At 65.0% G+C, this 25266-nt stretch carries 26 protein-coding genes and 2 pseudogenes; 14 read left to right on the forward strand and 14 right to left on the reverse strand.

Translation table 11 applies throughout. The features are described 5' to 3' along the window. Positions 1–42 precede the first annotated feature (42 nt). Positions 43–1341, reverse strand: coding sequence for an amidohydrolase family protein (locus MJO58_RS23745; protein WP_239721196.1), 1299 nt, complete (start codon positions 1339–1341; stop codon positions 43–45). Between the two features lie 419 nt (positions 1342–1760). Here MJO58_RS23745 and MJO58_RS23750 point away from each other — a divergent pair, with 419 nt between their 5' ends. Genes MJO58_RS23750 through MJO58_RS23785 form a run of 8 tightly spaced genes read left to right on the forward strand, consistent with a single transcriptional unit; the run spans position 1761 to position 7826 of the window. Next, on the forward strand, positions 1761–2291 hold the full coding sequence (locus tag MJO58_RS23750; RefSeq protein WP_239721197.1) for a carboxymuconolactone decarboxylase family protein: 531 nt from the start codon (positions 1761–1763) through the stop codon (positions 2289–2291). Between the two features lie 18 nt (positions 2292–2309). Further along, complete coding sequence (locus MJO58_RS23755) at positions 2310–3587, forward strand: aromatic ring-hydroxylating oxygenase subunit alpha (RefSeq protein WP_090606607.1); 1278 nt, start codon at positions 2310–2312, stop codon at positions 3585–3587. Continuing rightward, positions 3571–3894 (forward strand): hypothetical protein, encoded by a 324-nt coding sequence (locus tag MJO58_RS23760; RefSeq protein WP_090606610.1) that lies wholly within the window; start codon positions 3571–3573, stop codon positions 3892–3894. Before MJO58_RS23755 ends, MJO58_RS23760 begins: the two co-directional genes overlap by 17 nt. 3 nt (positions 3895–3897) lie before the next feature. Then, a complete protein-coding gene (locus tag MJO58_RS23765; protein WP_239721198.1) occupies positions 3898–5121 on the forward strand; it encodes a metal-dependent hydrolase family protein in 1224 nt (407 codons plus the stop codon). After that, entirely contained in the window at positions 5096–5527 is a 432-nt protein-coding gene (locus MJO58_RS23770) for a nuclear transport factor 2 family protein (RefSeq protein ID WP_090606616.1), read from the forward strand. The genes MJO58_RS23765 and MJO58_RS23770 overlap by 26 nt, the downstream gene beginning before the upstream one ends. A 10-nt stretch (positions 5528–5537) precedes the next feature. Then, complete coding sequence (locus MJO58_RS23775; protein WP_090606619.1) at positions 5538–6644, forward strand: acyl-CoA dehydrogenase family protein; 1107 nt, start codon at positions 5538–5540, stop codon at positions 6642–6644. 59 nt (positions 6645–6703) lie between these two features. Then, positions 6704–7465 carry an acyl-CoA dehydrogenase family protein gene (locus MJO58_RS23780; protein ID WP_239723430.1) on the forward strand — a complete coding sequence of 254 codons (762 nt, stop codon included), beginning with the start codon at positions 6704–6706 and terminating at the stop codon, positions 7463–7465. Between the two features lie 46 nt (positions 7466–7511). Then, positions 7512–7826 carry a DUF4190 domain-containing protein gene (locus MJO58_RS23785; protein ID WP_239721199.1) on the forward strand — a complete coding sequence of 105 codons (315 nt, stop codon included), beginning with the start codon at positions 7512–7514 and terminating at the stop codon, positions 7824–7826. Here MJO58_RS23785 and MJO58_RS28985 read toward each other — a convergent pair. After that, positions 7823–8332 carry an acyl-CoA dehydrogenase family protein gene (locus MJO58_RS28985; protein WP_434086388.1) on the reverse strand — a complete coding sequence of 170 codons (510 nt, stop codon included), beginning with the start codon at positions 8330–8332 and terminating at the stop codon, positions 7823–7825. The genes MJO58_RS23785 and MJO58_RS28985 overlap by 4 nt on opposite strands. A gap of 9 nt (positions 8333–8341) precedes the next feature. Next, positions 8342–8998 (reverse strand): annotated as a pseudogene (locus tag MJO58_RS28990) (acyl-CoA dehydrogenase family protein); the annotation flags it as partial. A 240-nt stretch (positions 8999–9238) separates the two neighbouring features. Here MJO58_RS28990 and MJO58_RS23795 point away from each other — a divergent pair. The 3 genes and pseudogenes from MJO58_RS23795 to MJO58_RS23805 all read left to right on the forward strand — a co-directional run bounded on the left by MJO58_RS23795 (position 9239) and on the right by MJO58_RS23805 (position 11383). Next, a complete protein-coding gene (locus MJO58_RS23795; RefSeq protein WP_090606627.1) occupies positions 9239–9889 on the forward strand; it encodes a TetR/AcrR family transcriptional regulator in 651 nt (216 codons plus the stop codon). A 219-nt stretch (positions 9890–10108) separates the two neighbouring features. After that, a pseudogene (locus tag MJO58_RS23800) lies at positions 10109–10411 on the forward strand (cytochrome P450); the annotation flags it as partial. A 132-nt stretch (positions 10412–10543) separates the two neighbouring features. Continuing rightward, entirely contained in the window at positions 10544–11383 is an 840-nt protein-coding gene (locus tag MJO58_RS23805; protein ID WP_239721201.1) for a mycofactocin-coupled SDR family oxidoreductase, read from the forward strand. A gap of 3 nt (positions 11384–11386) precedes the next feature. Here the strand turns inward: MJO58_RS23805 and MJO58_RS23810 are convergent, their stop codons facing one another. Together MJO58_RS23810 and MJO58_RS23815 are read right to left on the reverse strand one after the other, a co-directional pair. After that, a complete protein-coding gene (locus tag MJO58_RS23810; protein WP_090606633.1) occupies positions 11387–11803 on the reverse strand; it encodes a DUF5313 domain-containing protein in 417 nt (138 codons plus the stop codon). 9 nt (positions 11804–11812) lie between these two features. Then, positions 11813–12298, reverse strand: a complete 486-nt coding sequence (locus tag MJO58_RS23815) for a MarR family winged helix-turn-helix transcriptional regulator (protein ID WP_090606636.1) — start codon at positions 12296–12298, stop codon at positions 11813–11815. Positions 12299–12404: 106 nt separating this feature from the next. On the opposite strand from MJO58_RS23815, the gene MJO58_RS23820 reads away from it, so the two are divergent. Then, positions 12405–13244, forward strand: a complete 840-nt coding sequence (locus MJO58_RS23820) for an SDR family NAD(P)-dependent oxidoreductase (protein ID WP_090606638.1) — start codon at positions 12405–12407, stop codon at positions 13242–13244. Here the strand turns inward: MJO58_RS23820 and MJO58_RS23825 are convergent. The 9 genes from MJO58_RS23825 to MJO58_RS23865 form a co-directional block, all read right to left on the reverse strand. Further along, positions 13241–15652: a CaiB/BaiF CoA transferase family protein gene (locus MJO58_RS23825; protein WP_239721202.1), complete on the reverse strand. Its 2412-nt coding sequence runs from the start codon at positions 15650–15652 to the stop codon at positions 13241–13243. The genes MJO58_RS23820 and MJO58_RS23825 overlap by 4 nt on opposite strands. Beyond that, the gene (locus MJO58_RS23830; RefSeq protein WP_090606641.1) at positions 15652–16659 is read right to left on the reverse strand and encodes an enoyl-CoA hydratase/isomerase family protein; all 1008 of its coding nucleotides are present in this window, start codon (positions 16657–16659) and stop codon (positions 15652–15654) included. Before MJO58_RS23830 ends, MJO58_RS23825 begins: the two co-directional genes overlap by 1 nt. Before the next feature lie 2 nt (positions 16660–16661). Further along, positions 16662–17801, reverse strand: coding sequence for a M24 family metallopeptidase (locus MJO58_RS23835; RefSeq protein WP_239721203.1), 1140 nt, complete (start codon positions 17799–17801; stop codon positions 16662–16664). Beyond that, positions 17791–19035, reverse strand: a complete 1245-nt coding sequence (locus MJO58_RS23840) for a M24 family metallopeptidase (RefSeq protein WP_239721204.1) — start codon at positions 19033–19035, stop codon at positions 17791–17793. Before MJO58_RS23840 ends, MJO58_RS23835 begins: the two co-directional genes overlap by 11 nt. Then, a complete protein-coding gene (locus MJO58_RS23845; RefSeq protein ID WP_090606649.1) occupies positions 19032–20207 on the reverse strand; it encodes an amidohydrolase family protein in 1176 nt (391 codons plus the stop codon). Before MJO58_RS23845 ends, MJO58_RS23840 begins: the two co-directional genes overlap by 4 nt. Positions 20208–20272: 65 nt before the next feature. Continuing rightward, positions 20273–21517 (reverse strand): cytochrome P450, encoded by a 1245-nt coding sequence (locus tag MJO58_RS23850; RefSeq protein WP_239721205.1) that lies wholly within the window; start codon positions 21515–21517, stop codon positions 20273–20275. A gap of 1 nt (position 21518) precedes the next feature. Beyond that, the gene (locus tag MJO58_RS23855; protein ID WP_239721206.1) at positions 21519–21713 is read right to left on the reverse strand and encodes a ferredoxin; all 195 of its coding nucleotides are present in this window, start codon (positions 21711–21713) and stop codon (positions 21519–21521) included. 11 nt (positions 21714–21724) lie between these two features. Further along, the gene (locus MJO58_RS23860; protein ID WP_090609599.1) at positions 21725–22390 is read right to left on the reverse strand and encodes a TetR/AcrR family transcriptional regulator; all 666 of its coding nucleotides are present in this window, start codon (positions 22388–22390) and stop codon (positions 21725–21727) included. 140 nt (positions 22391–22530) lie between these two features. Then, positions 22531–23340 carry an SDR family NAD(P)-dependent oxidoreductase gene (locus MJO58_RS23865; protein ID WP_239721207.1) on the reverse strand — a complete coding sequence of 270 codons (810 nt, stop codon included), beginning with the start codon at positions 23338–23340 and terminating at the stop codon, positions 22531–22533. Between the two features lie 150 nt (positions 23341–23490). Between MJO58_RS23865 and MJO58_RS23870 the strand changes: the two genes are divergently transcribed. Beyond that, entirely contained in the window at positions 23491–24375 is an 885-nt protein-coding gene (locus MJO58_RS23870; protein ID WP_239721208.1) for a hypothetical protein, read from the forward strand. Positions 24376–24439: 64 nt separating this feature from the next. Continuing rightward, positions 24440–25198, forward strand: a complete 759-nt coding sequence (locus MJO58_RS23875; protein ID WP_239721209.1) for an SDR family oxidoreductase — start codon at positions 24440–24442, stop codon at positions 25196–25198. Positions 25199–25266 lie beyond the last annotated feature (68 nt).

Here is a 25266-nt window from a genome sequence, read left to right on the forward strand (position 1 = left end):
GGTCCGATGCGAGTGCGCTTCTGCTCGCCGGGGAACCGGACGTCAGTCCTTGTTGCCGGAAAGGGCTTTCGCGTTAGCCGCGAAGTCCGCGAAGGACGAGCCGGCCCGACTGTCCTTGTCGTGGCCCGCCGCCTTGATCGAGACGTCGTGTCCCTCGGCGGCCTTGCGCAGTGCACCGACGGTCGCCTGTTCGCGCGAAATGTGCGTGAAGGGGTCGAACGAGTACCACCGCATGGCGTTCTCGTAGGTCATCTTGTTGATGTCGTCGTCGGGAACGTTGTTGGTGGACAGCACATCCCACAGCTCTTCCGGCGCACCCGGCCACATCGAGTCGCTGTGCGGGTAGTCAGCCTCCCAGCAGATGTTGTCGATGCCGATCATGTGGCGCAGCGCCACTCCAACCTTGTCACTGATGAAGCAGGTCAGGAAGTGGTCGCGGAAGACCTCGCTGGGCAGCTTGCCCTTGAAGTCCTGGTGCGTCCAGGTGGAGTGCATCTCGTAGGTCCGGTCGGCGCGCTCCAGGAAGTAAGGAATCCAGCCGGTCCCACCCTCGGAAAGCGCGATCTTCAGGTCCGGGTACTCCTTGATCGGCCGCGACCACAGCAGGTCGGCGGCGGCCTGCACGATGTTCATCGGCTGCAGCGTGATCATCACGTCCATCGGCGCATCCGGCGCCGTGATGGCCAACCGCCCGGACGAACCGATGTGCACGTTCATCACGGTGTCGGTGTCCACCAAGGCCTTCCACAGCGGGTTCCAGTAGTCGTCGTGGAAGCTGGGATAGCCCATCGCGGCGGGATTTTCGGTGAAGGTCAACGCGTGCACGCCCTTCTTCGACACCCGGCGGACTTCGGCGGCGCACGCCTCGGCATCCCAGATCACCGGGATCGCCATCGGGATGAATCGCGCGGGGTAGGCTCCGCACCACTCGTCGATGTGCCAGTCGTTGTAGGCCTGCACCAGCGCGACCGAGAAGTCATGGTCGTCGGTGGCGAACAGCCGCCCGGCGAAACCCGGGAACGACGGGAAGCAGATGGAGGCCAGGATGCCGCCGGCATTCATGTCCTTGACGCGTTCGTCGACGTTGTAGCAACCGGGCCGGATCTCGTCGAGCCCGGTCGGCTCGATGCCGTACTCCTCCTTGGGCCGGCCGGCGACCGCGTTCAGCGCGACGTTCGGGATGACCGTGTCGCGAAACTTCCACATGTCCGAGCCGTCATCGTTGTGCACCAGCCGCGGTGCGTCGTCCTGGTACTTCTTCGACAGGTGGTTCTTGAACATGTCGGGTGGCTCGACGGTGTGGTCGTCGACGCTGATCAGCATCATGTCTTCTTTGTTCATGCGCTTCCCTCTCCATCGGGTCCGCGTGCAGTCTGCTCCAAGGGCATTGGCTGTCGTCTCGCACCGCTACCTCTGAAAACTAGCTTCTCGCCAGGTGAGAATCAACATCCACAGGACCGGACGAGCAAATCCGGGCACCGCTCCGGTATACCCCATTTCACCCCTGATTGCCCTCTCACGTGCAACTACGCGACCACCGAAAGGCCAGCACCGGGCCCGGGAACAAAGAAGAAACCAAAGATTTGTTCATCAATCACAGGACGGTGCCACCTCGTAGTCTCGACCTGCCGCTGCAGAGCGGCAAGCTTCTCGGCCAGCCGCGGCACACTACCCGTTGGCATTGACCAACCGAGCGAATCGTGCAAATCTGTTGGTTATAAATGAGAATCTGATTCTCTTTCGCCGAGAGGACACCGTTAATGCGCTTGTCGCCGCTGCCCGCGGATCAGTGGGACGAGGCTACCCAGCAGGCACTCTCGGCAATGCGGGGCGCAGACACCAATAACGCGCTGTCCACGCTGGCCCACCACCCGCCCCTGGCCAAGGCTTTCCTCCGATTCAACGTCCACCTGCTGATGACGTCGACGCTGCCGGCCCGCATCCGCGAACTGGCCATTCTGCGCGTCGCGCATCGCCGCGAGTGCGCCTACGAGTGGTCGCACCACGTCAGCATGGCCAAGGCGGAGGGCATCACCGACGAGCAGATCGACGACGTTCGGCGGGGCACGGCCGCGGACCCGTTCGATCGCACGGTGCTGACCGCGGTCGACGAACTCGAGGAACAGTCTCAACTGTCGGACCGGACCTGGACGGCGCTCGGTGAGCGCCTCGACGACCGGCAGCGCATGGATTTCGTCTTCACGGTCGGCTGCTACGCCCTGCTGGCCATGGCTTTCAACACTTTTGGCGTAGAGCTCGAACAGGCCGCCGAATCCGGCGGCAAGACCTAGACAAGAGAGGTTAAGAACGTGGCCCACTTCCCCAAGCCAGCCGCCGGCAGCTGGACTGAAAACTACCCCGAGCTGGGAACCGCGCCGGTCGACTACACCGACTCGATCGACCCGGCTTTCTTCGAGGCCGAACGCGACGCGGTCTTCAGGAGGACCTGGCTCAACGTCGGCCGGGTCGAGCGGCTACCCAAGACGGGCAGCTACTTCACCAGGGAACTGCCGGCGACCGGCAAGGGCACCTCGGTGATCATCACCAAGACCAAGGACGGAACGGTCAAGGCCTACCACAACGTCTGCCGCCACCGCGGAAACAAGCTGGTGTGGAACGACTTTCCCAACGAGGAGACCTCCGGCACCTGCCGGCAGTTCACCTGTAAGTACCACGCCTGGCGTTACAGCCTGGACGGCGATCTGACCTTCGTGCAACAGGAAGACGAGTTCTTCAACCTCGACAAGAGTCAGTACGGTCTGGCACCGGTTCGATGCGAGGTGTGGGAAGGCTTCATCTTCATCAACTTCGACGACAACGCGGCGCCGCTCACCGACTACCTCGGGCCGCTGGCCAAGAGCATCGAGGGCTATCCCTTCGGCGAGATGACTGAGACGTACTCGTACCGGGCCGAGGTCGGCAGCAATTGGAAACTGTTCATCGACGCGTTCGTCGAGTTCTACCACGCGCCGATCCTGCACCAGGGGCAGTACACCAAGGAGGAAGCCGCCAAGATCCAGAAGTACGGCTACGAGGCGCTGCATTACGAGGTGGCCGGCCCGCACAGCCTGCAGTCGACCTGGGGTGGTCAGGCGCCGCCGGCGGACATGAGCATGGTCAAGCCGCTGGACCAGGTTTTGCGCAGCGGTTTGTTCGGTCCGTGGGACAAGCCCGAGCTGATGGAGAACTTCGAACTGCCGCCGGGTGTCAACGTGAAGAAGGTGCCGCAGTGGGGCATCGACTCGTGGCTGTTCTACCCGAACTTCATGCTGCTGATCTGGGAACCCGGCTGGTACCTGACCTACCACTACTGGCCGACTGCGGTCGACAAGCACATCTTCGAATCGTCGCTGTATTTCGTTCCGCCGCGCAATGCGCGAGAGCGGCTGGCCCAGGAGTTGGCGGCCGTGACGTTCAAGGAGTATGCGTTGCAGGACGCCAACACCTTGGAGGCCACCCAGACCATGATCGGTACCCGTGCCGTCAAGGAGTTCCTGCTATGCGACCAGGAAGTCCTGATCCGCCACCTGCACAAGACCACCGGCGACTATGTGAAGGAGTACCAGCGCAATGGCGTTACCGTCTGAATTCGCCGCCCTGGAGCCGTTTTTGGAGTGGGATCTGGCCACCGAGCCCGAGCGCTATGCCAAGCGGCTGGCCTCGACGATGCCCGAGATGCAGGCGTTCTACGACGTCGCGTTCCCGAAGCTGAACGACGTGATCGCGTACTGCGACAAGTTCCCGCTGGACGACCTGCCGGACGACGCGAAGAGCCTGATGCACATCATGCAGTCGCTGGTGATGGTGTCGTTCCCGATCGAGGCATGGAAGCAGCCGCGGGTGCCCGACAGTGGCGCGGCGTGGGTCGAAGTCATTCGCGAACCGGTGATCTGACACGTGCAGACGCTCAAGGCCGCCGGGCTGCTCGACGTCGACGCCGGTGAGATCGTCTCGCCTGGCGTCGTAAAGATCGAGGACGACCGGATCGTCGGTATCGGTGGTGATCCCGAGGGCGACATAGTCGACCTGGGCGGTCAGATCCTGCTGCCCGGGCTGATGGACATGGAGGTCAACCTCCTGATGGGCGGGCGCGGCGAGACACCGGGGCTGTCCCAGGTGCAGGACGACCCCCCGACGCGGGTGCTGCGCGCGGTCGGCAATGCGCGGCGCACGCTGCGCGCCGGGTTCACCACCGTGCGCAACCTGGGCCTGTTCGTCAAGACCGGCGGCTACCTGCTCGACGTCGCACTGGGCAAGGCCATCGACGCGGGGTGGATCGACGGGCCCCGCATCATCCCGGCCGGCCACGCGATCACGCCGACGGGCGGGCACCTGGACCCGACGATGTTCGCCGCCTTCATGCCGGGTGCCCTTGAGCTCACGGTCGAAGAGGGCATCGCCAACGGGGTCGACGAAATCCGCAAGGCGGTGCGCTACCAGATCAAGCATGGCGCCCAGCTCATCAAGGTGTGCGTGTCCGGCGGCGTGATGTCGCTAACCGGAGAGGCTGGCGCACAACACTATTCGGACGAAGAACTGCGCGCGATCGTCGACGAGGCGCACCGGCGCGGGCTGCGCGTGGCCGCCCACACGCACGGCGCGGAGGCGGTCAAGCACGCGGTCGCGTGCGGTATCGACTGCATCGAACACGGGTTCCTGATGGACGACGAGGCCATCCAGATGCTGGTCGACAACGACCGGTTCCTGGTCACCACCCGCAGGCTCGCCCAGGCGATGGACGTATCCCGCGCTCCGAAAGAGTTGCAGGACAAGGCCGCCGAGATGTTCCCGAAGGCGGAAACCTCGATCAAGGCCGCCTACGAGGCCGGCGTGAAGATCGCGGTCGGCACCGACGCGCCGGCGATCCCGCACGGGAAGAACGCCGACGAGCTGGTCACCCTCGTCGAATGGGGGATGCCACCGCTGGCGGTGCTGCGGGCCGCCACGATCACCGCCGCCGACCTCATCAACAAGACCGACCGGGGCCGGCTCGCGTCGGGTCAGCTCGCGGATATCATCGCGGTACCCGGAAATCCGTTGGAAGACATCACCGTTACCCAGCGCGTCAGCTTTGTCATGAAAGGCGGCAAGGTCTATGTCAACACAGCCCAACAGAACTGACGATCTGGTCGAGATCCAGCAGCTGCTCGCCCGCTACGCCGTCACCATCACCCAAGAAGACATCGACGGCCTGATCGGCGTCTTCACACCGGACGGAACCTACAGCGCGTTCGGCTCCACCTACCAGCTGGACAGGTTTCCGGAGCTGGTAGCTGCCGCACCAAAGGGCCTGTTCCTCACCGGAACCGCCTTGGTCGAGAACCTCGACGGCGACTCGGCGAGCGGCACCCAGCCGTTGTGCTTCATCGACGGCTCCACGCACGACATGCGGATCGGCTACTACCGCGATACCTACGCCAGGACCGCGGACGGCTGGCGACTCAAGACCCGCGCCATGACGTTCATTCGTCGCAGCGGTGTGCACGACTCCGGGCGTCCGCACGCCATCGGCCGTCCGCAGCCATGAGAGCCGAGCCGTGAATGTCGAGCAGTTCCGGTCGGGTCTGCGTAAGTGGCTCGACGAGAACGACTTAACGCCCGGACCCGACCACTCGCTGCAGGGGCACATGCTGCAGTTCCGCCGCGTCAGCCGGGCTTTGTACGACGCCGATTGGATGCGCTACGGCTGGGCGGAAGAGGTTGGCGGGTTGGGCGGGCCGGCGTTGCTGCGCGCGATCGTCGGCGAAGAGGTGGTGGGCCGGCGGTTGGCCGAGCCCGGCCCGTATTCGATGCTCGAGGTGCTGACACCCACGATGATCGACTACGCCCCGCCGGAACTGGCCGCGGAGATGGTGCCACGGCTGCTGCGCGGCGAAGAACAATGGTGCCAAGGTTTTTCCGAGCCCGGCTCCGGCAGCGACCTGGCCTCGCTGACGACTCGGGCCGTCCAAGACGGCGACAACTGGATCGTCACCGGGCAAAAGGTCTGGACCAGCTTCGCGCAGTTCTCCACCCGCTGCGTTCTGTTGACCCGCACCGGACCCGGCCATGACGGCATCACCGCATTCTTCGTCGACCTCGACACCCCCGGCATCACCATCCGGCCGTTGCGCACCATGCACGGCGTCGACGAGTTCTGCGAGGTGTACTACGACGACGTGGTGATCCCGTCGAGCCGGATGCTCGGCAAGCCGGGCGACGGCTGGAAACTCGCGATGGACCTGCTCCCCTTCGAGCGGTCCACCTGCTTCTGGCAGCGCATCGCCTACCTTTACTCCCGTTTTGATGCGCTCATCGCCGAGGTGTCCGGCGGCAGCCAGCACCGCGGCCACGACGAATACGACCTGGGCGCAGCGTATCTCGCGCTGCACACGCTGCGCTGCCGCTCCCGTGCCACCCAATACCGGCTGCGCGACGGCGCCCGCCTGGGCCCCGACACCTCCATCGACAAGGTGCTGCTCGCCTCCGCCGAGCAGCGGCTGTACGACACCGTGCGCGATCTGCTGCCCGGCGACCTCGAGCTCGATGACACACCGTGGCGCTCGGAGTACCTGTACTCGCGCGCGTCGACCATTTACGGCGGGACCGCCGAGATTCAGCGCAACATCATCGCCCGCCGGCTTCTCGACCTCGGGAAGGAGTGATCGTGGACCTGGCCTCAGACTCCGAACTGCGGCTGCTGACCGAGTCGCTGCGCACCGCGATGGGCGGGGCTTGCGGCGCAAAGCTCGATGTGGCGTTGGCCGACCTCGGCTGGCACGACATGCTGGACGAAATCCCGAATATCGCAATACCTTTGGTGTTCCGACTGCTCGGCGAGACCGGCGCGCACGCGCCGGTGCTCAACGATGTGGTGCTGCGGGCGGCCGGACGGGCCCCCGGCGGCGTCACCCCGCTTCCGTTCGCCGGTGGCTCCTGGGTGGTTTGGAATCGCGAAGAGATCCCGAGTTCGGCGATCGACAGCGAGTTGCCGATACATCCCGTCGCAGAAGGCGATTCAGCTGCGCAAGCCGGGCTAGCCGCCGGTCGGCAAGCACTGGGCTGGTGGCTGGTGGGCGCCAGCCGTGCGATGCTCGCACTCGCGCGCCAGCACGCGCTGGACCGGGTGCAGTTCGGCCGTCACATCAGCTCGTTTCAGGCGATCCGGCACCGACTGGCCGAGACACTGGTCGCGGTCGAGGGCGCCGAAGCGACCCTGCACGCGGCCAGCACCGCATCGGATGACCCCGACGACCTGGCCAGCCTGCTGGCCAAAGCGGCGGCCGGTCAGGCGGCGCTGACCGCGGCGCGGCACTGTCAGCAAGTGCTCGGCGGTATCGGTTTCACCGCCGAGCACCAGCTTCATCACCACATCACCCGGTCGCTGATTCTGGACAACCTGCTCGGCAGCGCCCGAGAACTGACCTCGCAGGCCGGAGTAGCCTTGCGGGCCAAGGGATCTGCGCCGCGACTGGTGCAGCTGTAGCGCCCGCGAGTCGCGCGCGGGCGCACATTGCCTAGTATTGGCGTACATGCGCTATCCCGTGGAACATCGAAATCAGGCCGGCGTCGCTGCGGTGGTCCTGGGCGGGTTGGCACTCGTCTCCTGCTGGTTGCTGATCGGGGTGCCCTTGGGTATCGCGGCGCTGATCACGGGCGACATCGCCCGACGGCGAGCGAGTCGCGGAGAAGCCACCAATCCCCGGGCCGCGGTAGCGGGCATGGTGTTGGGGACGGTGGCAATCATCGCCGGGCTCATCGCGATCGGCTATTACTCCTGGCTGGACACCCAGGATCCCGACCATTTGCAGCGGTGCCTGGACGACCCCGCCACCAATAACTGCTAACCGCGAGGCAGTCCCAGGACTCGTTCGGCGATGATGTTGCGCTGCACTTCGGACGTACCGCCGGCGATGGTCGCGGCGAAGGTGCGCGCGTAGCGGTCAAACCAGCTGCCGTAGTGGCTGTCCAGGTTGAGCGGAGCGAATGGCGCGGTGACCCCGCGCAACACCAGTCCGTCGCCCCCCTTGGCGTTCAGGGCGTCCTCGCACGCGCGCTGCATCGCCTCCGAACCGAGCAGCTTGAGCACCGACTGCGCGGGAACATCTTCTTGGCCGCGCGCGGCTTTGGCCAACGTCGCCGACCCAAGCAACCGCATCGCGTAAAAATCCATCACCAGCGTGGCGTAGCGATCCCGCTGCATGGGTCCGGTTGGACTGGACTCGACCGTCATCGCGTGCAGCATGTCGGCGTAGTCCAGCCACAGCATGGCGCGTTCGTGGCCGAGTGAACCGGTCGCGACACGCCAGCCCGCGTTGAGCTCGCCCACCAAGTTCTCGGCCGGCACTCTCACGTCGGTGAAGAAGACTTCGTTGAAGTCGACGTCTTCGATGTCGCCCACCGAGGCGAACGGACGACACACCACGCCGGGTGTGTCGGTCGGAATCAGTAAAGCGCTGATTCCCTTGTGTTTTGGCGCATGGGGATCGGTGCGCACGAACGTCAGCAGCACGTCGGCGTGATGGGCACCCGACGTCCACACCTTCTGCCCGTTGACGACGAAGTGGTCACCGTCAAGCACCGCACGCGTCTTCAGCGAGGCGAGATCGGAGCCCGCACCGGGCTCGCTCATCCCCAGCGACGCCGTCATCTCCGCACGCAGAATCGGCACCGCCCAGCGCTGCTTTTGTTCCGGCGTGCCGAAAGACAACAACGATGCCGCGATGATGCCCACGCCCTGCGGATTGAAACTCTGATAGATACGCCGCCGCGACAACTCCTCGAGGTACACATATTGCTGCAGCAGCGTGGCGTTGCGACCGCCGAACTCCGGCGGGTTCCCGGGCACCAGCCACCCATTGTCGAACAGCAACCGCTGCCAGCGGCGGGCCCACTGCGGAATGTCCGAACTCGATTGGGGCCGTTCGCCCGTTTGCGCCGCGTCGAGCGGATTCGCGTCCAGAAAGGCCGCGAATTCCGCACGGAAATCCTCGACGTCGGTGTCGAAGGTCAGCTGCACAGCACTCCCTTGAGATTCGCTAGCGGGTGAATTTTCGGTAGATCCGGGTTTCCGCCGACGGCACGGTTCACTCTTGCGATTCCGCTTCTATACACACGTCTAGGAGAATAGTATTCTCGCAGCAAGAAAGTTACAATCTCCAACACCTGGTCCGAGAGGGGGTCGAGCGCAGCGATGTCACGGCGTTCTCCGGTAGAGTCCAATCATGTTCTTCCCTCGCGGCAATCGTCCGAGCCGTCCGTGACCAACCCAAGCGAAGAGCCGGCCTGGAAACAGCGCGCCGTCGAGCGATCGATAAAGACAGCGAAACTGCGTGCGGCGCAGCGCGTTCAGCGCTTCCTCGACGCCGCCCAGGCCATCATCATCGAAAAAGGCAGCACGGACTTTACCGTCCAGGAGGTCGTGGACCGCTCCCGCCAGTCCCTGCGGAGCTTCTACCTGCAGTTCGACGGCAAACACGAGCTATTGCTCGCGTTGTTCGAGGATGCGCTGAGCCGGTCGGCCGACCAGATCCGGGCCGCCACCGAAAGCCATTCCGACCCGCTCGAGCGGCTCAAGGTCGCCGTGGAGCTGCTGTATGAGGCCTCACGGCCGGACCCCACGGCCAAGCGCCCGCTGTTCACCGACTTTGCCCCGCGGTTACTGGTAACGCACCCCGCCGAGGTCAAGATCGCTCACGCGCCACTGCTGGCATTGCTGACCGAGCTCATGGAAGCGGCTTGTGACGCGGGCAAGTTGCGCGACGGGCTCAACCCGCGCCGCATTGCCGCGATGACGATGCAGACGGTGATGTTCATCGCGCAGTCCAGCGGCGGCTCCGACGATGCGACGATTCACCCGATCACCGCTGACGAGGTGTGGGACTTCTGCTCTGCCGGATTCGTCGGCTAACACTAGCCCGCGAAACACGTCCGGCCACCGCCTGACCTCAGCAAATAGCGCACGTCATTTGCCGGCGAGAATCAGGTTCTCTAATATCTAGAACTACAACTAGCCGAAACGGATTCGTCGTTGACACCCATCGCTGGGTGATGACACAGTTCAGTGGCGGCACCCTGCCCGCTCTGGGCACAGGTGCACGTGGTTCCTGCGAGAGGCGATTGATTACCCGTGACAGTCAGCGCGGCCAGCGATGTCTACTTTGACCCGTACGACGTGGGACTGATCGCCGATCCCTACCCGATGTTTGGGCGACTGCGCGACAAAGCACCGCTGTATTACAACGAGCAACACGACTGCTACGCACTGAGCCGGTTCGCAGACGTCGATGACGCCCTCGTCGACTACCAGACCTTCAGCTCGGCCCGGGGCGCGATCCTCGAGATCATCGAAGCCAACATCGACATCCCGGCGGGGACCGTCATTTTCGAGGATCCACCGATCCACGACATCCACCGTAAGTTGTTGTCCCGCTTCCCGGAGTGGGACGTCGACCTTTCCGAGTGCAAGCTTTCCCCGACATCGACGGTGCGGGGATGGGAGACAACGCCGGCTCAGCTCCACTGAGGCGTGCCGAAGAAAATCAAGTCAGGAATTGAGGTAGTGATGACTGGACGTGTTGAAGGCAAAGTTGCTTTCGTCACCGGGGCGGCGCGTGGGCAGGGCCGTGCACATGCGGTGCGGTTGGCCCAGGAGGGCGCCGACATCATCGCGGTGGACATCTGCAAGAAGATCGACACCGTGGATCTGATCGCCGCCTCCACGCCGGAGGATCTGGCCGAGACCGCAGACCTGGTGAAGGCACAGAACCGTCGGATCTACACCGCCGAGGTCGATGTCCGGGATTACGACGCGCTCAAGTCCGCTGTGGACACCGGCGTCGAGCAGCTCGGCAAGCTCGACATCATCGTCGCCAACGCGGGCATCGGCAACGGCGGCCAGACGCTGGACAAGACCAGCGAAACCGACTGGACCGCAATGATCGACATCAACCTCGGCGGCGTGTGGAAGACCGTGAAAGCCGGTGTACCGCATATCCTTGCGGGCGGCAACGGCGGCTCGATCATCCTGACGAGCTCGGTCGGCGGCCTCAAGGCCTATCCGCACACCGGTCACTACGTCGCCGCCAAGCACGGTGTGGTGGGCTTGATGCGCACCTTCGCCGTCGAGCTCGGCGCGCAGAACATCCGCGTCAACTCCGTGCACCCGACCAACGTGAACACCCCGCTGTTCATGAACGAGGGCACGATGAAACTGTTCCGCCCCGATCTGGAGAACCCGGGGCCCGAGGACATGAAGGTCGTCGGCCAGCTGATGCACACCCTGCCGATCGGCTGGGTCGAGCCCGAGGACATCGCCAACGCGGTGCTGTTCCTGGCGTCCGACGAGGCCCGTTACATCACCGGTGTCACGCTGCCCGTCGACGGTGGCAGCTGCCTCAAGTAGCGACTAGAACGGGCTGCTGTTGGACTGCCATTCCGCCTCTGCCGGCCGCGGGCCGTACCGGCGGGCGTAGTCCTCGTGCATCCGGGCCTGTTTCTCGCGGTTGATCACGTCGACCAGGTTCGGGTCCAAACCATGGACTGCCAATCGGTGACGGCGCCAAACCTTGTTCAGCGCAAAGTTAATCACCAACGCCCACGCGTAGAGGGGCACGGTCATCTCCGTGTGTACGTAGAGCGAGGCGGGCAGTAGCCAGAACGGGGCGAGCACGAGCAGGGGCGGTATCGCCCACCTGATCATGTGCCGGCGGATGGCTCCTGGGCCGGCCAGGTCATGCGCCACCCAGCTGCGCATCGAGTCGGGCAGGCGCCGGCCGTAGGCATAGCCGATGCGTTGCCAGAGATTGGGTTTCGCGGCGGTCATGGTGACTCCTCAGGATTGCAGTGCGCCCGCCGCCACGGCAGCCGCGTTGATTCGGGTCAGGACCTGGTGCAGGTTCTCGAGTTCGGCCAGTTCGACACCCAGTCGGGCGACGACGGCGGGCGGAATCTCAAGCGCGCGCTCGCGCAGGGCGATTCCGCGTTCGGTGAGCGTGACATCGGTGGTGCGTTCGTCGGTGACGTTCCTGGCGCGGGTGATCAAGCCAAGTCCCTCCAACCGTTTGAGCATCGGCGACAGCGTGGCCGACTCCATCTGTAGGGCGGCAGCGATCTGCTTGACCGACAGCGGGGACGCGGTCGCCGCCTTACGATGATCCCACAGCGCCAGCATCACCAGATATTGCGGATGGGTCAGCCCCAGCGGCTCCAAAAGCGGTCGGTACACCGCCAACACCGCGCGATTGGTCGTCGCCAACGCGAAGCACACCTGGTGTTCGAGGGCGAGCGGATCAATCTCGCGGGCGGTCAGCGTGGCCATACTTGCATAGTAGCCAAATAGTTAGCGCCCTATCTATACGAGACCCCTCACACCTCGATGAGACCGCGATCAGGTCGCCGGAGCGGGAGGAATACCCTCGGATTCCATGGACGGATTCGACGGACGCGGGGCAGTGATCACCGGCGGTGCAAGCGGGATCGGCTTGGCTACCGCCAGCGAGTTCGCCCGCCGCGGCGCTCGGATCGTGCTGGCCGATGTCGACAAGTCCGCGCTGGAACGTGCCGTGGCGCATCTCAAGAGCGAGGGCGTCGAGGCGCACGGCGTGGAGTGCGACGTGCGGCACCTCGAGGAGATGGTTCACCTCGCGGATGAGGCGTTCCGACTGCTCGGCCAGGTCGACATCGTCTTCAGTAACGCCGGTATCGTCGTCGCGGGCCCGCTCGTCACGATGACCCACGAGGATTGGCGCTGGGTGATCGACATCGATTTGTGGGGTTCGATCCACGCCGTCGAGGCGTTCGTTCCCAAGCTGATCGAGCAGGGCAAGGGCGGTCACATCGCCTTCACCGCATCCTTTGCCGGGCTGGTGCCCAACGCCGGCCTCGGGGCTTATGGAGTCGCGAAGTATGGCGTTGTCGGCCTGGCCGAGACGCTGGCTCGCGAGGTCAAGGACAACGGGATCGGCGTTTCGGTGCTCTGCCCGATGGTGATCGAAACGAAGCTGGTCTCCAACTCCGAACGCATCCGCGGCGCGGACGATGGACTTGCCTCGACGCCCGATCTGACGGAGGGCTTCGGGCCGCTACCGCCGACGCAGGATCAAGGTGTGACGGTCGACGAAGTGGCGCGGCTGACCGCCGACGCGATTCTGGCCAACCGGTTGTACATCCTGCCGCACGAGGCGGCCCGGCGCTCGGTCCAGCGCAGGTTCGAACGCATCGACCACACCTTCGACGAGCAGGCCGCCGAAGGCTGGAGCCACTAGCCCCACCGCATCGCGGGTGTTACGCCGATAACTCCGCTGGCTTCCAGGTCCGCGATCTCTGCCGGGCTCAAGCCCAGCTCCGCGAGCAGCTCATGGTTGTGTTGTCCCAGTGTGGGTGCGGGACGTGCGTGAAACAACCGCGGCCCGTGGGAGAATCTGATCGGCACGGTGCTGAGCCTCGCGCGCCCGCTCACTGGATGGTCGACTTCTTCGAAGAAGCCGCGAAACGTCAGCTGCTCCAACTCGGTCTGTCGATGGGGTTGCATGACCTTGGCCACCGGCACACCGGCATCCCAGAGCGTTGCCACGATGTCGTCGCGGGTGCGGTTCGCACACCAGGTGGCCAGGTGTTCGTCGATGGAATCCTGCTGCGCGCGCCGGCCGGCCTCGGTCGATAACGCGGGATCGGTTGCCCAGGAGGGTGATCCGAGTGCCCGAGATAACCTTTCCCACTGTTCGTCGGTGGCCACCGCGATGGCGACCCAGCTGTCGAGCCGGCCGAACTCGTCGATATCGGCACTGCGGTAGAGATTCTGGGGCACCGCCGTCGGTCCGTGGTTGCCGTCGCGCTCCAGCAGCGCCCCGTATGCCGAGTACTCGATGACCTGCTCGGCCGAAATGCTCAGCGCCGCATCGACCATCGCCGCTTCCACGAACACACCCTCGCCGGTGCGGCGGCGGTGCTCGAGCGCCAGCAGTATCGCGTTGAGCGCATGCACACCCGCGTTCGGATCGCCGATCGAATACGGGTCGTACGGCGTGCGATCCGGGTAGCCGGTGAGCCAGCTAACGCCGGACGCGGCTTCGATCACGTACGCGAATGCCGGGTTGTCGCGCCACGGTCCGTCGAGGCCGAAGCCGGGCATCCGCACCATCACCGCATCCGGCCGAATCGATTGAACAGCAGCGAAATCCAGACCGATCTGGTCCAGCACCCGAGGCGTGAAGTTTTCCACGATCACGTCGCACGTAGCGATCAAATCCCCTAGCAGCTCCCGGCCGCGCGCGCTCTGCAGGTCCAGCGTCAGGCCCTTCTTGTTGGTGTTCAGCGCCTCGAAGATCGGCGACTTCTCCCACCACTGATCCTCGGTGACCGGTATGCCGGCGATCAGCCGAGTGCCATCCGGGCGGCGGGTGGACTCGACGTGGATGACTTCGGCGCCGAGCATGGCCAGAAAGTGGGTGCCACAGGGACCCGCCCAGAACGTCGTCATATCCAGTACCCGAAGGCCGTTGAAGGGCAATCGTTTTGCCGTGCCGGTCGGCTCGGGCCGCGGCGACAGTTGCGCGGTGCGGTAATGCTCGGAGTGCTCACCCAGCCGCGGTGCCGGTTGCGGGCCGCGCAGTCGTGCGGGCCGCATCCGGTACGGGTGACCCGGCTGCTGGAAGCCGCCCGGATTCCGCACGAACGAACCGCGCTCCACGAATTGATCGAACGAGGTGACATTCGCGCCGTTGGCGACCGGGGCGTTGGGAATCCGGAATGCCGAGGCCAGTTCCCGGATTTCGTCGACCGGGGTCGCGGCCAGCCACTCGAAGATCTCGTCGGCGTAGACGTTGGCCAGCTCGGTGATCGATAGCGGCGACTGCTCATCGATCCACTCTGGATGACCCACCATCGCGCACAAGTCGAACCACTGCTGAGCTGTGCCACATCCCACATCCACCAGACCGTCCTTCGCCTGAGCCACTCCCGGAATGGTGGGCCGGCGGGCGTCTCGCCACGGGCGGCCGAGCAGTTCGAAGTAGGTCACCGGGTAGTAGGTCAGGCACATAATCTGGGTTTCCAGCATCGACAGGTCGAGCAATTCGCCTGCCCCACCGTCGATCCGGCGCCACCGCGAAGCCAGGGTAGCCACGCTTGCATAGACTCCGGCCAGGTACTCGCCGACCTGGCCGCCGACGAAGACGGGCGCCCGCTGCTGCTCACCACGCCCGAGCCCGACAATCCCGCCCGACCACGCCTGCAGCGTGAACTCGGTCGCGGCGCGGTCTCGCCAGGGGCCTTGGAGCCCGAACGGTGTGATCGCGGTGACGGTGAGATGCGGGTGGCGGCCATGGAGGGCATGCGGCGAAAACTCTGGGTGCTCAGCGACTTTCGAGCCAGTGGACCAGACCACCGCGTCTGACGATGCCAGCAACCGGTTCACCAGTTCGGCGTCCTCGCCTGCGTCGGCGACCACACTGTGTTTGCCACCGGCCAGGAAACTGAACAATGCGCCATCACCATCGGTCGGAATGTGGGCGCCGGATGCCGACCACCTGCGCAGCGGATCACCTTGTGGTGCTTCGACTTTGATGACGTCTGCGCCCCCGTCGGCCAGTAACTTGGTGCAGTAGGCACCCGCGATGCCGGTGGACAGATCGACGATCTTATACCCGGCCAGTGGCGGTTCGTCGGGCGCCACTATTTCTTTCTCTCCGCTTTGGCGTCCTTGGCGGCACGGGCCTTCTTGCGCGCTTTCTTGCTCAGCGCCCAGTCGTCGGGGAACTTGCTGTCGTTGTCTTTGACCGCCTCGCCCAAGCCCTGGTTCATGGCTCCGCCGAATACCGAGTCGAGCATCAGCTCGTCGCCGTCATCCGGGCGGACGCTGCCGCCCATCGATTCGAAGACGCCGCTGAGCATGCTGCCCAGGTACTCGCCCTGGAACTGCTTCATGATTTCGAAGAAGACCTTCTGCATGAACACCGTGTCGGTCGGGCGATTGCGGGCGCACGCCAGCGCGTACTTCTCCACTTCTGCCTCGAGTTCCTCTCGGGGCACCACGCTGTTGAGGAAGTTGCAGTCGTACATCTCATCCGCGGTGAACGCGCGCCCGGTGAACACCATTTCCTGGAATTTGCGGATGCCCATCGTCTGCGCCCACCACCACATGCGGGGACCCCAGCCGTAGTACCGAAACGACGGATGCCCGAACAACGCGTCGTCGCTGGAGATCACCAAATCGGCATCGGCCGCCTGGTAGAAGTGCCAGCCGTAACAGTAGCCCTTGGCCTCGAGAATGCTGATCTTCTTGAAGTCCTGCAGGCCGCGGATGCCGGAGTTCGGGTTGGCATACCACTGGCCCAGGGTGGCGCCGTTGCGAAACGAACCCGGTGGCGGATAACTGACGTCATCGGGGCTGATTCGGTATTCGGCGAGCCGTGGGCCTTGGTCGGCCGCATCGCGGACCCGCATGACCTCGGTCAGGTCCGCACCCGAGCCGAGATCGTCGTCGGCTCCGCGAATCACCAGAACCTTGACGTCGTCGTCAATACCGGCCTGGTGCAACAACTCCGCATAGCGCAGCCGTGCGGCGATCGTCGGCGCGTTGAGATAGTCCGGCCGGTCGAACGTGATCGTCGCGATTCGAGTCTTCGCATCTTTGTCATACCGGATGATCTCTTCGGCTGTCGGCTCCGCGGGCTCAGGCATGGCTACCCCTGCCAGGACGGGCTCGCGGTAAGCACTTCGGGACCGTCGGCGGTGATGAGGACCGCTTCCCGCCCGAATACTGCGCCGACTCCTTCTTCCCACACATAGCCGGTCACGGCGAGCACCATGCCCGGCTCCAACCGTTCCTCGGCCGCGGTCGAGGGCAGGTGTTTGGAGACGACGGGCGGGTCGAACCCCATGCCCAGGCCGCGGGCCACCGGCATCGGCGGCTCGGGCTCCCCGGCGCCCTGGTAAGCGGCCAGCAGTTCGGCCGCTCCGGCACCGGGCCGACAGGCGGCAATCAGCCTGGCCCACAGGCTTTCCCAGCGCCCGTACAACGCGGCGGCGCCGTCGGGTGCATGCTTGCGGTCGGCCGGCCAGGTCCGTCCGACCTCGCCGACATAGCCACCGGCCAGTACCCCGGCGGAGAACGCCACCAGGTCGCCGTCCTGGATACGGCCTGGAACTCGATCCGGGCCATCGACCCGGCGCCACGGGTGCTTGCGCGAAGTCACCCATGCGACATCTTGATTCGACGGCGTGCTCACTCCGCCGGCCGCCGATGCCTCCAGCAGGACTCCGGCCAATGCTTGTTCGCTGACCCCCGGCCGCAACTCCGCGACCGCGGCTGCCAGCGCCGACTCGACGACGGCGACGGAATGGCGCAGTGCCGCGATCTCCTCGGCCGTCTTGATCCGGCGTGCCGCCCGCATCGCAAGCTCGCCGTCCACCAGTTGCGCATTGGGGAACGCCGTTGGCAATAGTTGCGCGAAAACCGGTGAGAGTGCATCGGTTCCGACCCGTCGAGCGGTTGCCGCACCCGGGATTCGCTGCAACGCCGACATCGTATTCATCGGATTCCACGAGATGCCGTAGAGGTGCTCGTGCGGGATGTCCTCGGGGATGCCCTCGTCCCAGGTGCTCAGCAGATGCACCGCAGCGGTCTCGCGCACCAGCACGCAACTCGGACCGAACGGCCGGGTGCCGGCGACCCACAGTTGCGGCACGCCGGTCACATAACGGACGTTGGCTTGCCGGCCGAGGACCAGGACATCGAGATCGTGTGCCGCCATTTGCTCTAGCGCCCGCTGGCGACGGCCCGAGCGCAGCGTGCGCTCGTCGGGCAGGACTTCAGTTGCCATAAGGGTCGTAGGGGTAGTCGGTCAAACGAATCCAGCCTTCCTCGGTGATCACCAGGACCTCCTCGCTGCGGTAGCCGCCGGTGCCGTCTTCCCACACCACGGGCTCCAGGACCAGCACCATCCCGGCCTTGAGCACGAAATTCTCGTCGAATTCTTGGCCGAGATCCGTTCCGATCATTGGCATTTCGGCGGCGTTGACGCCAATGCCATGGCCCAGATAGAAATGCGGCAGCCACGGCTTGGAGCCACCATTGGCCTTGATCGCGGCCCGCCCCAGATCGGCGGCGGTGGCGCCGGCCCTGGCGACACCCAGTACCGCGCTCATGATCTCGAACCATTTGTCGAACTGCGCCTGCTGGCGCGGTGACGGGTCGCGGCCGACGACCCAGGTGCGGCCGAAGTCGGAGCAGTAGCCCTGGTAGGTGATGCTGACGTCGGTCCACAGCACGTCACCTTCGACCAGCTCGCGCTCGGTGCTCAGCAACGGCAGCGCCAGGTCGCCGTGCGTGGTCCACACGCCTTCGGCCTTGCTGGGCGGCATCACCTGCCAGATCGGCTCCAGCATGCTGGCGGTGGCCCCCAACTCGAAGGCACGGCGCAAAAAGCTTGCCGACAGATCGACCTGACGGATCCCGGGGGCCAGCTGCTTGTGGACTTCCACCATGGCTTCGTCGGTGATCCGGATCGCGGTGCGCAGGCACGACAATTCGTCCGCGGTCTTGACCGACTTGGCCGCGCCGACGATCGCCGCTGCGTCTACCGGAGCGCCGCTGGGGAACAACAGATTCGCGGCACGAGACATCGCGCCCGTGCACTCGTCGACCGCGATCACCGCTCCGGGCGGAATCAGGCCGGCAATCGTCCGCGCGAAATCGGCTACGCCTTCCTCGAATTCGAGGTAGACCGGGCCGTGCACGTGATCGGCAGGCAGGTCGGATTCGTGCGACGCTCCCTCCCGGAACGGCAGGAACAGGTGCGGCCATTCGTCGCCGGCGACAACCACGGCCACCGGTCGCTCGACGTAGGACAGCCCGGCATCGCCGAGTGGCCAGCTGGCGCCGGTAGCGTAGACCACCGCATTGTTGCCCAGCAGGATCATGGCGTCCACGCCACGTTCGGCCATCGCCGACCGCAGCCGGGCACCGGTCTCGCGACGCAGGCGAGGAAGGTCGGGGGTGTCGGGAATCACCAGTCCGTTACCGGTGCTGGTGCCCAGTTGCGCGAATGTCGTCACGACAGGCCCAAGAACTTCGTGATGTTGTCGCTGACGATCTTCTTCGCATTCGCCGGTCCGACGGCCTCGACGACAGACTTCAGCGATTTTTCGGAATAGCCGTAGGTGCTTTCGTTGTGCGGGTAGTCGCTGGACCACATGACCTTGTCCACGCCGATCTGATCGATTAGCTGCAGGCCCAGGGGGTCGACCATGAACGACGCGCTCATGTGGGCGTCCCAGTAGTAGCGCACGTCATGCTCCAGCTGCCGGTTGAACATGTGCTGGTAGGACCCCATCAGATGCTCGGCGTCTTGCAAAGCCCAAGGCACCCAGGCAATCCCACCCTCGAACCAGCCGATCCGCAGCCCGGGATGATCATCGAGAATTCCGGTGAAGAGATACTTGGCGAACTGCTCGCGGAAGCCGTCGATGTTGATCATCATGCCGACCACCACGCTGTTGAACTGGCACGGGGTTTTCGGCGGGGTTTCGCCGATGTGGTGGGTGATCGGAAGGCCGGCGGCTTCGATCTCGTCCCACACCGGCTTCATCGCGCTGCAGCCGTAATCGATCACGTTGCCGTCATCGTCCTTGCCCGGGTTCAGCGGCAGCAGGAAAGTCTTGAGGCCCAACGACTTCAATTCGGCCAGCGTTCGCTTGGTGCCTTCGGGCTCCCACCAGTTGATCAGGCCCGCCCCGTAGAAGTGGCCGTTGGAACGCTCCTGCAACTCGGCGATGTACTCGTTGTAGATGCGGAAGGCCAGTTCGCGAAGTTTCTTGTCCGGGTAGTGGAAAAGCGCCAGGATCGCGTTGGGGAACGCGAGCTCCTTCTCGACGCCGTCCTCGCGGAGCTCCTGGATCCGGGCCTCGATGTTCGTACTCGCGGCGCCGGGCAGGTCGTCGTACTGCATCAGCACGGCGCTGAAGTCGCCCGGCAGGAACGATTGTCCCTTCCGCCCGACTTGGTAAGCGCCGTCCTCATACCAGATCCGCGGCGCCTTGTCCTTCAGGTCGTCCGGGAAACGTTCGAAGAAGATGTCGTCGGCCAGCGAAATGTGGTTGTCGGCTGAGAAGACGACGGTCCCCTCGGGAAGCCCCACGTCGCTGCCCACGGCGTGGCCACGCCGATCCTTGGGAGCTCCGTAGCCTCCGGGCGGGTAGAGCGAGGCGGTGGTTGTCGGCGTTGACATTATGGACCCTCCATTCGGATCTGCATTGGAAGAGTGATCATCTCGGGCTGCTGCTCAATGGTCTGTCACCAGGTAACCGGGAGTTCGTAGACGCCGTAGGCCAGCCGGTCGTGCTTGAAGGGGATCTCTTCGAACGGCACGGCCAGTTTCATGGTCGGGATGCGACGCAGGAGCGTCTGGAACACGATCTGCAGTTCCGCCCGTGCGAGCTGCTGACCCACGCACTGATGGCGGCCGTAACCGAACGCGACGTTACGGTCGGCCCCGGCGCGGTGCACGTAGAGCCGATCGGGCTCGGGGAAAACGTCGGGATCCCAGTTCGCGGGTGCCAGGTCGATGATGATGCCTTCGCCGGCGCGGATGGTCTCACCGGCAATGTTTATGTCTTCCAACGCAACCCGGCGCTGACCGTTTTGGATGATGCTCAGGTACCGCAGCAGCTCCTCGACCGCGTTGGCGAGAATCTTGGGCTCTTCAGCATCGCGGATCACGGCTGCCTGGTCGGGATTCTCCAGCAGGGCAAGAACTCCCAGGCCGATCATGTTCGCCGTCGTCTCATGCCCGGCGATCAGCAATCCGGTGCCGAGCTGAGCGGCTTCTTTCACACTGAGCTCGCCGGCCTTGACGCGTTCGGCCAGATCGGAAACCGCGTCTTCCGCGGGGTCGTCCATCTTGGCTTCGACCAGCGCGGCCAGGTACTTGTGCAGGCTCATCGCACCCTTGGCGGTGTCGGCACCGGTGGCATAGCGCGCCAGCCCCATCGAGGCGTGCTCCTGGAACATCTCCGCGTCCTCGTAGGGCACGCCGAGCATCTGGCTGATCACCAGGGACGGGACCGGAAGGGCAATGGCGGCAACGACATCCGCCGGCTGCGGACCGGCCAGCATCGTGTCGATGTGGTCGTCGGTGATCTGCTGGATGGTGGGCCGCAGGCCTTCCACGCGCCGGAAGGTGAACGGTTTCGACAGCATCCGCCGATAACGCGTGTGCTCGTCCCCGTCGGCGGTGAACACCGACCGGGGTCGCTTATGCACGGTCGAGAGCATGCCTTCATTCCAGTGCGGGAAGCCGGGCACCCGGTCGTCGACACTGACCCGGGAATCGGAGAACAGTTCGCGCACCTGCTCGTAACCCGTGATGAGCCACGGGGTGCTGCCGTCCCAGATGCGGACCCGTGACAACGGCCGCTCATGGGCCAGGGCCATGACGTCCGGGGGCGGGGCGAACGGGCAGCGCTCGTTGCGGGTCATCGGGTAGTCGGGAATCTCGGAAACGGCCTCGGCCGTGCTACTCGTCAGTGCGTCTGACATGTCAGTCCTCGATGTCGATTGCCTGGGCTGGGCACGCCAAGGCTGCCTGGCGGGCCCCTTCGGTCTGCTCGGCGGACGGATGCTCGTTGAGCAGGATGACGACACCGTCATCGTCGCGCTGGTCGAATACCTCGGGTGCATTCATCACGCAGTTGCCCGAGGATGCGCAAATGTTCTGGTCGACAGTAACTTTCATCAGCTTGCTCTTCATTCGTACGGAGTGACCGGCGCCAGCCACAGGCCCACGATCGCGTCGATGAGGCCGAATGCGGCAGCGCGCCAAGAGGGCTGGGCCATCGCAGTGCCTGCGGCGAGCGCACGTTCACGATCGGCACAGGTGTGCATCAAGAGATTTCGGGCCATGATGTTGCGTTCGAAATGCACATCGGCCGGCAGGTTGGGCAGGCACCGGTTGAAACCGTCGACCACCTCAACCAGCGACGCCGAGCTGAGCGCGCCCTTGACCACGATGTTGTAGTAGGCCGGATCGGTCATGGCTTGCGCCGCGAAGCGCGCGTACCAGGTCGGGTTGCCGAGGTCCTCGAGGTGGTCGGTGAGCGGACGCACCAGGCACGCCACCCAGGCGCGCAACTCGCCCGAGTTGCCCGACGCCAGCAGGTCGGCCACCATCTGCTCGCGCAGCTCCTCGACGGGTCCGCGATGCTTCTCCTCGATGGCGCGCACCAGGTCGGCCTTGGTGCCGAAGTGGTAGCCCACCGCGGCGTTGTTGCCCTGGCCCGCGGCCTCGCTGACCTGCCTGTTCGATACCGCGAACATGCCGTGCTCGGCATATAGCCGCTCGGCCGCCACCAGGATCGCCTCCTGGGTGGAGCTGGCCCGTTCGGTGCGAACGGCCCTACCTGCCGCGGTCATTGGCCCAGTCAACCGCGCGGACCCGTTTAAGTCAAGCGCTTGATTTAAACGGGTCCGCGCCTTCACCGGGGCCTTCAGCGTCACGCTGCGGTCATGCTGGGCACCGAACGTGACCGCATTGTCGCGCTCGAGCCGGGACCTCATCCCTCGCGCCTCTTCGACGGGATCACCTTGCCGGCCGAGGTGCCCCCATCGACCGGCAGCACCGTTCCGGTGACATAGAGCGAGCGGTCGCCCGCGAAGTACAGTGCGGCCTGGGCGACGTCGTCGGTCGTTCCCTCACGCTTGAGCGGCCGGTCGTCTCGCATCCCCTGACGAATCCGCGCCTCGAACTGGGCCAGCTCCTCCGGGTCCATCCCGGCCGCCGACTTCCCCAGGATCGGTGTGGGAATGCTGCCCGGCGCGATCGCGTTGACCCGAATCTCGTAGCGCGCGAGCTCAATTGCCGCGGACTTGGTGAACTGGATGACTGCGGCTTTGGACGCGCGGTAGATCATCACCCCACCACCGGCCTGAATCCCGCCGATCGAGGTGAGGTTGATGATCGATCCGCCGCCGCTTTCGGCCATGTGCCGCGCGGCATCTCGGGTACCGGCCATCACACCGAGGACGTTGACCCCCATGATCCGGTGGAAGTCCGACAGGTCGTCGTCGAGCAATCGCCGCAAGGGGCTGGACACCGCCGCGTTGTTCACCATGACGTGCAGCCCGCCGAATTTCTCGACGGTGGTCGCGACCAGCGCCTGCACCTGTTCGGGATCCGAGACGTCGGTCCGGCTGAATAGCACGTCGGCGCCCAGCGTGTCGGCCAGTTGCTGGCCCATCTCGGCCTCGACATCGGCGATGACCACGCGCGCGCCCTCGGCCACGAACCGCTCCACAATGCCGCGACCGATGCCCGACGCCCCGCCGGTGACGATAGCGACCTTGCCATCCAATTCGTTAGCCACAAGGAGAGTTAATCGGCGCCGACGGCTTTAAGTCAAGCAGTTGATTTAAGATACCGAGCGTTGCGGGCAATCAGCAAACTTTTGGCATCGCTGGCTGCTGGCTAGTGTTTGGCGGATGAGCGAGCCGATGACCATCGGAGTGTGGCGTCGATGAATCCCGATACCTTCTGCACCTCCGACCAATGGAGCATGATCGCGTCGGCGGCCTCGACGTCACAGCTCGCCGGCGTGCTCGGCGGATTCCTGATCACCGCAATCGCCTTGCTGTTCGACCGCAGCAGCCGCGAAGGCGTGCACACCCTGGCGCTGTTCGCGTCGGCGGTGCTGATCCTGATGCTCGACAGCTTTCTGTTCAGTCTGATCAGCGGTGCTCACCCGCCGGACAACGGTGACCGGCAGGGCATCTGCGCCATCGCCTGGACGCAGGGCAATCTGGCGACCGGCATGCTCGCGGCGGGCACCACCGGACTGTTCGCCGGACTGGGCTGGATGCTGGCCAGCCACGCGGTGAACAAGGTGCCCGCCGACGATCCTGCGGACATCCGCGCCTACTGTTTCCTCGCCGACCTCGGCGGGTGGCTGACCTTCGGCGCCGCGATGGCGACGACGTTGATCATGAGCGAGACAAGCATCGACTACCTGCATTTCGTGCTGGGCCACCCACCAGCACTTTGGCTGACGGGGACGATCGTGACGTTCTGCGCGTTGGTCGTCTTGCTGGATTTCGCGGTGGTCTATCTCCGCACGAAGGCACTCAACCGCTCGCTGGCCAACACCGCCGAGCCAACCCAGTTGGCGTTGCGGTCGATCAAGGTCGCCACGGTGGGAACGCTTTTCCTCGCGGTCGCCGGTTCATGGCTCGCCGTCAGCCTGGCACGCCTTCCGATCGGCTGGCTGACGACCCCCAACCACGCGTTCGTCATATTCGTGTTCGTCCTCGCGCTGATCGTGCCGACGATCATTTCCACCGCGGCCTGCTATTCGGTCGCGAGCACCGACGACAGACCCGGCTGGCGCATCGCCCGCGGCCGGTAGGGGGTTCCGGGCGGGCAGCCCACCAGTCATGCTGAGTGCGGCAGTTCATCGGGAGGGCGTACTCATGAAGGTTCTGGTCGTAGGTGGCAGCGGGCTGATCGGATCGCAGGTTGTCGCGATGCTCACCGAACTGGGCCACGAAGCCGTCCCGGCCTCGCCGCGCTCGGGTGTCAATGCCATCACGGGCGAAGGTGTCGCCGAGGCGGTCGCCGGGGTCCACACGGTCGTGGACGTGTCCAATTCCCCGTCCTGGGCCGACGACGACGTGCTGGCGTTCTTCACCACCTCCACCCGCAACCTCCTTGAGGCCGAGCGGGCCGCCGGAGTGCAGCACCACGTCGCGCTCTCGATCGTGGGCGCCGACCGGCTGCCCGACAGTGGCTACCTGCGGGCCAAGGTCGCGCAGGAGAAAGTGATCGAGGAGTCGGGATTCCCCAACACGATCGTGCGGGCGACGCAATTCTTCGAATTCGTTGGCGGCATTGCGGATTCGCTGGCCGACGGCGACACGATTCGTGCGCCGCACGCAGCGTTCCAGCCCATCGCCTCCGCGGACGTCGCCTCCGCCGTCACCCGCGCGGCGATCGACGATCCGGCCGGGCTGATCAACATCGCCGGCCCCGACAAGCGAGGAATGGACGACTTCATTCGGACCTGGTTTGCCGCAACCGGCGATGCCCGTGAGGTGGTGACCGACCCGCAGGCTCGCTACTACGGTGCGCTGCTCGACGATCGCGGCATCGTCCCCATCGACGGGGAGCAAGTCACCATCTACCCCACCGGGTTCAGCGACTGGGCCGCTTCCCGGCAGCAATCCGGCTGATAGCGGCCGAAAATTCGTCGGCAATGGTTGCGTTCTGGCTAACTCCCTAGCACGGTATAACTCGCCGG

It is taken from the genome of Mycobacterium lentiflavum (genome assembly GCF_022374895.2).
In the GTDB taxonomy this organism is placed as follows: domain Bacteria; phylum Actinomycetota; class Actinomycetes; order Mycobacteriales; family Mycobacteriaceae; genus Mycobacterium; species Mycobacterium lentiflavum.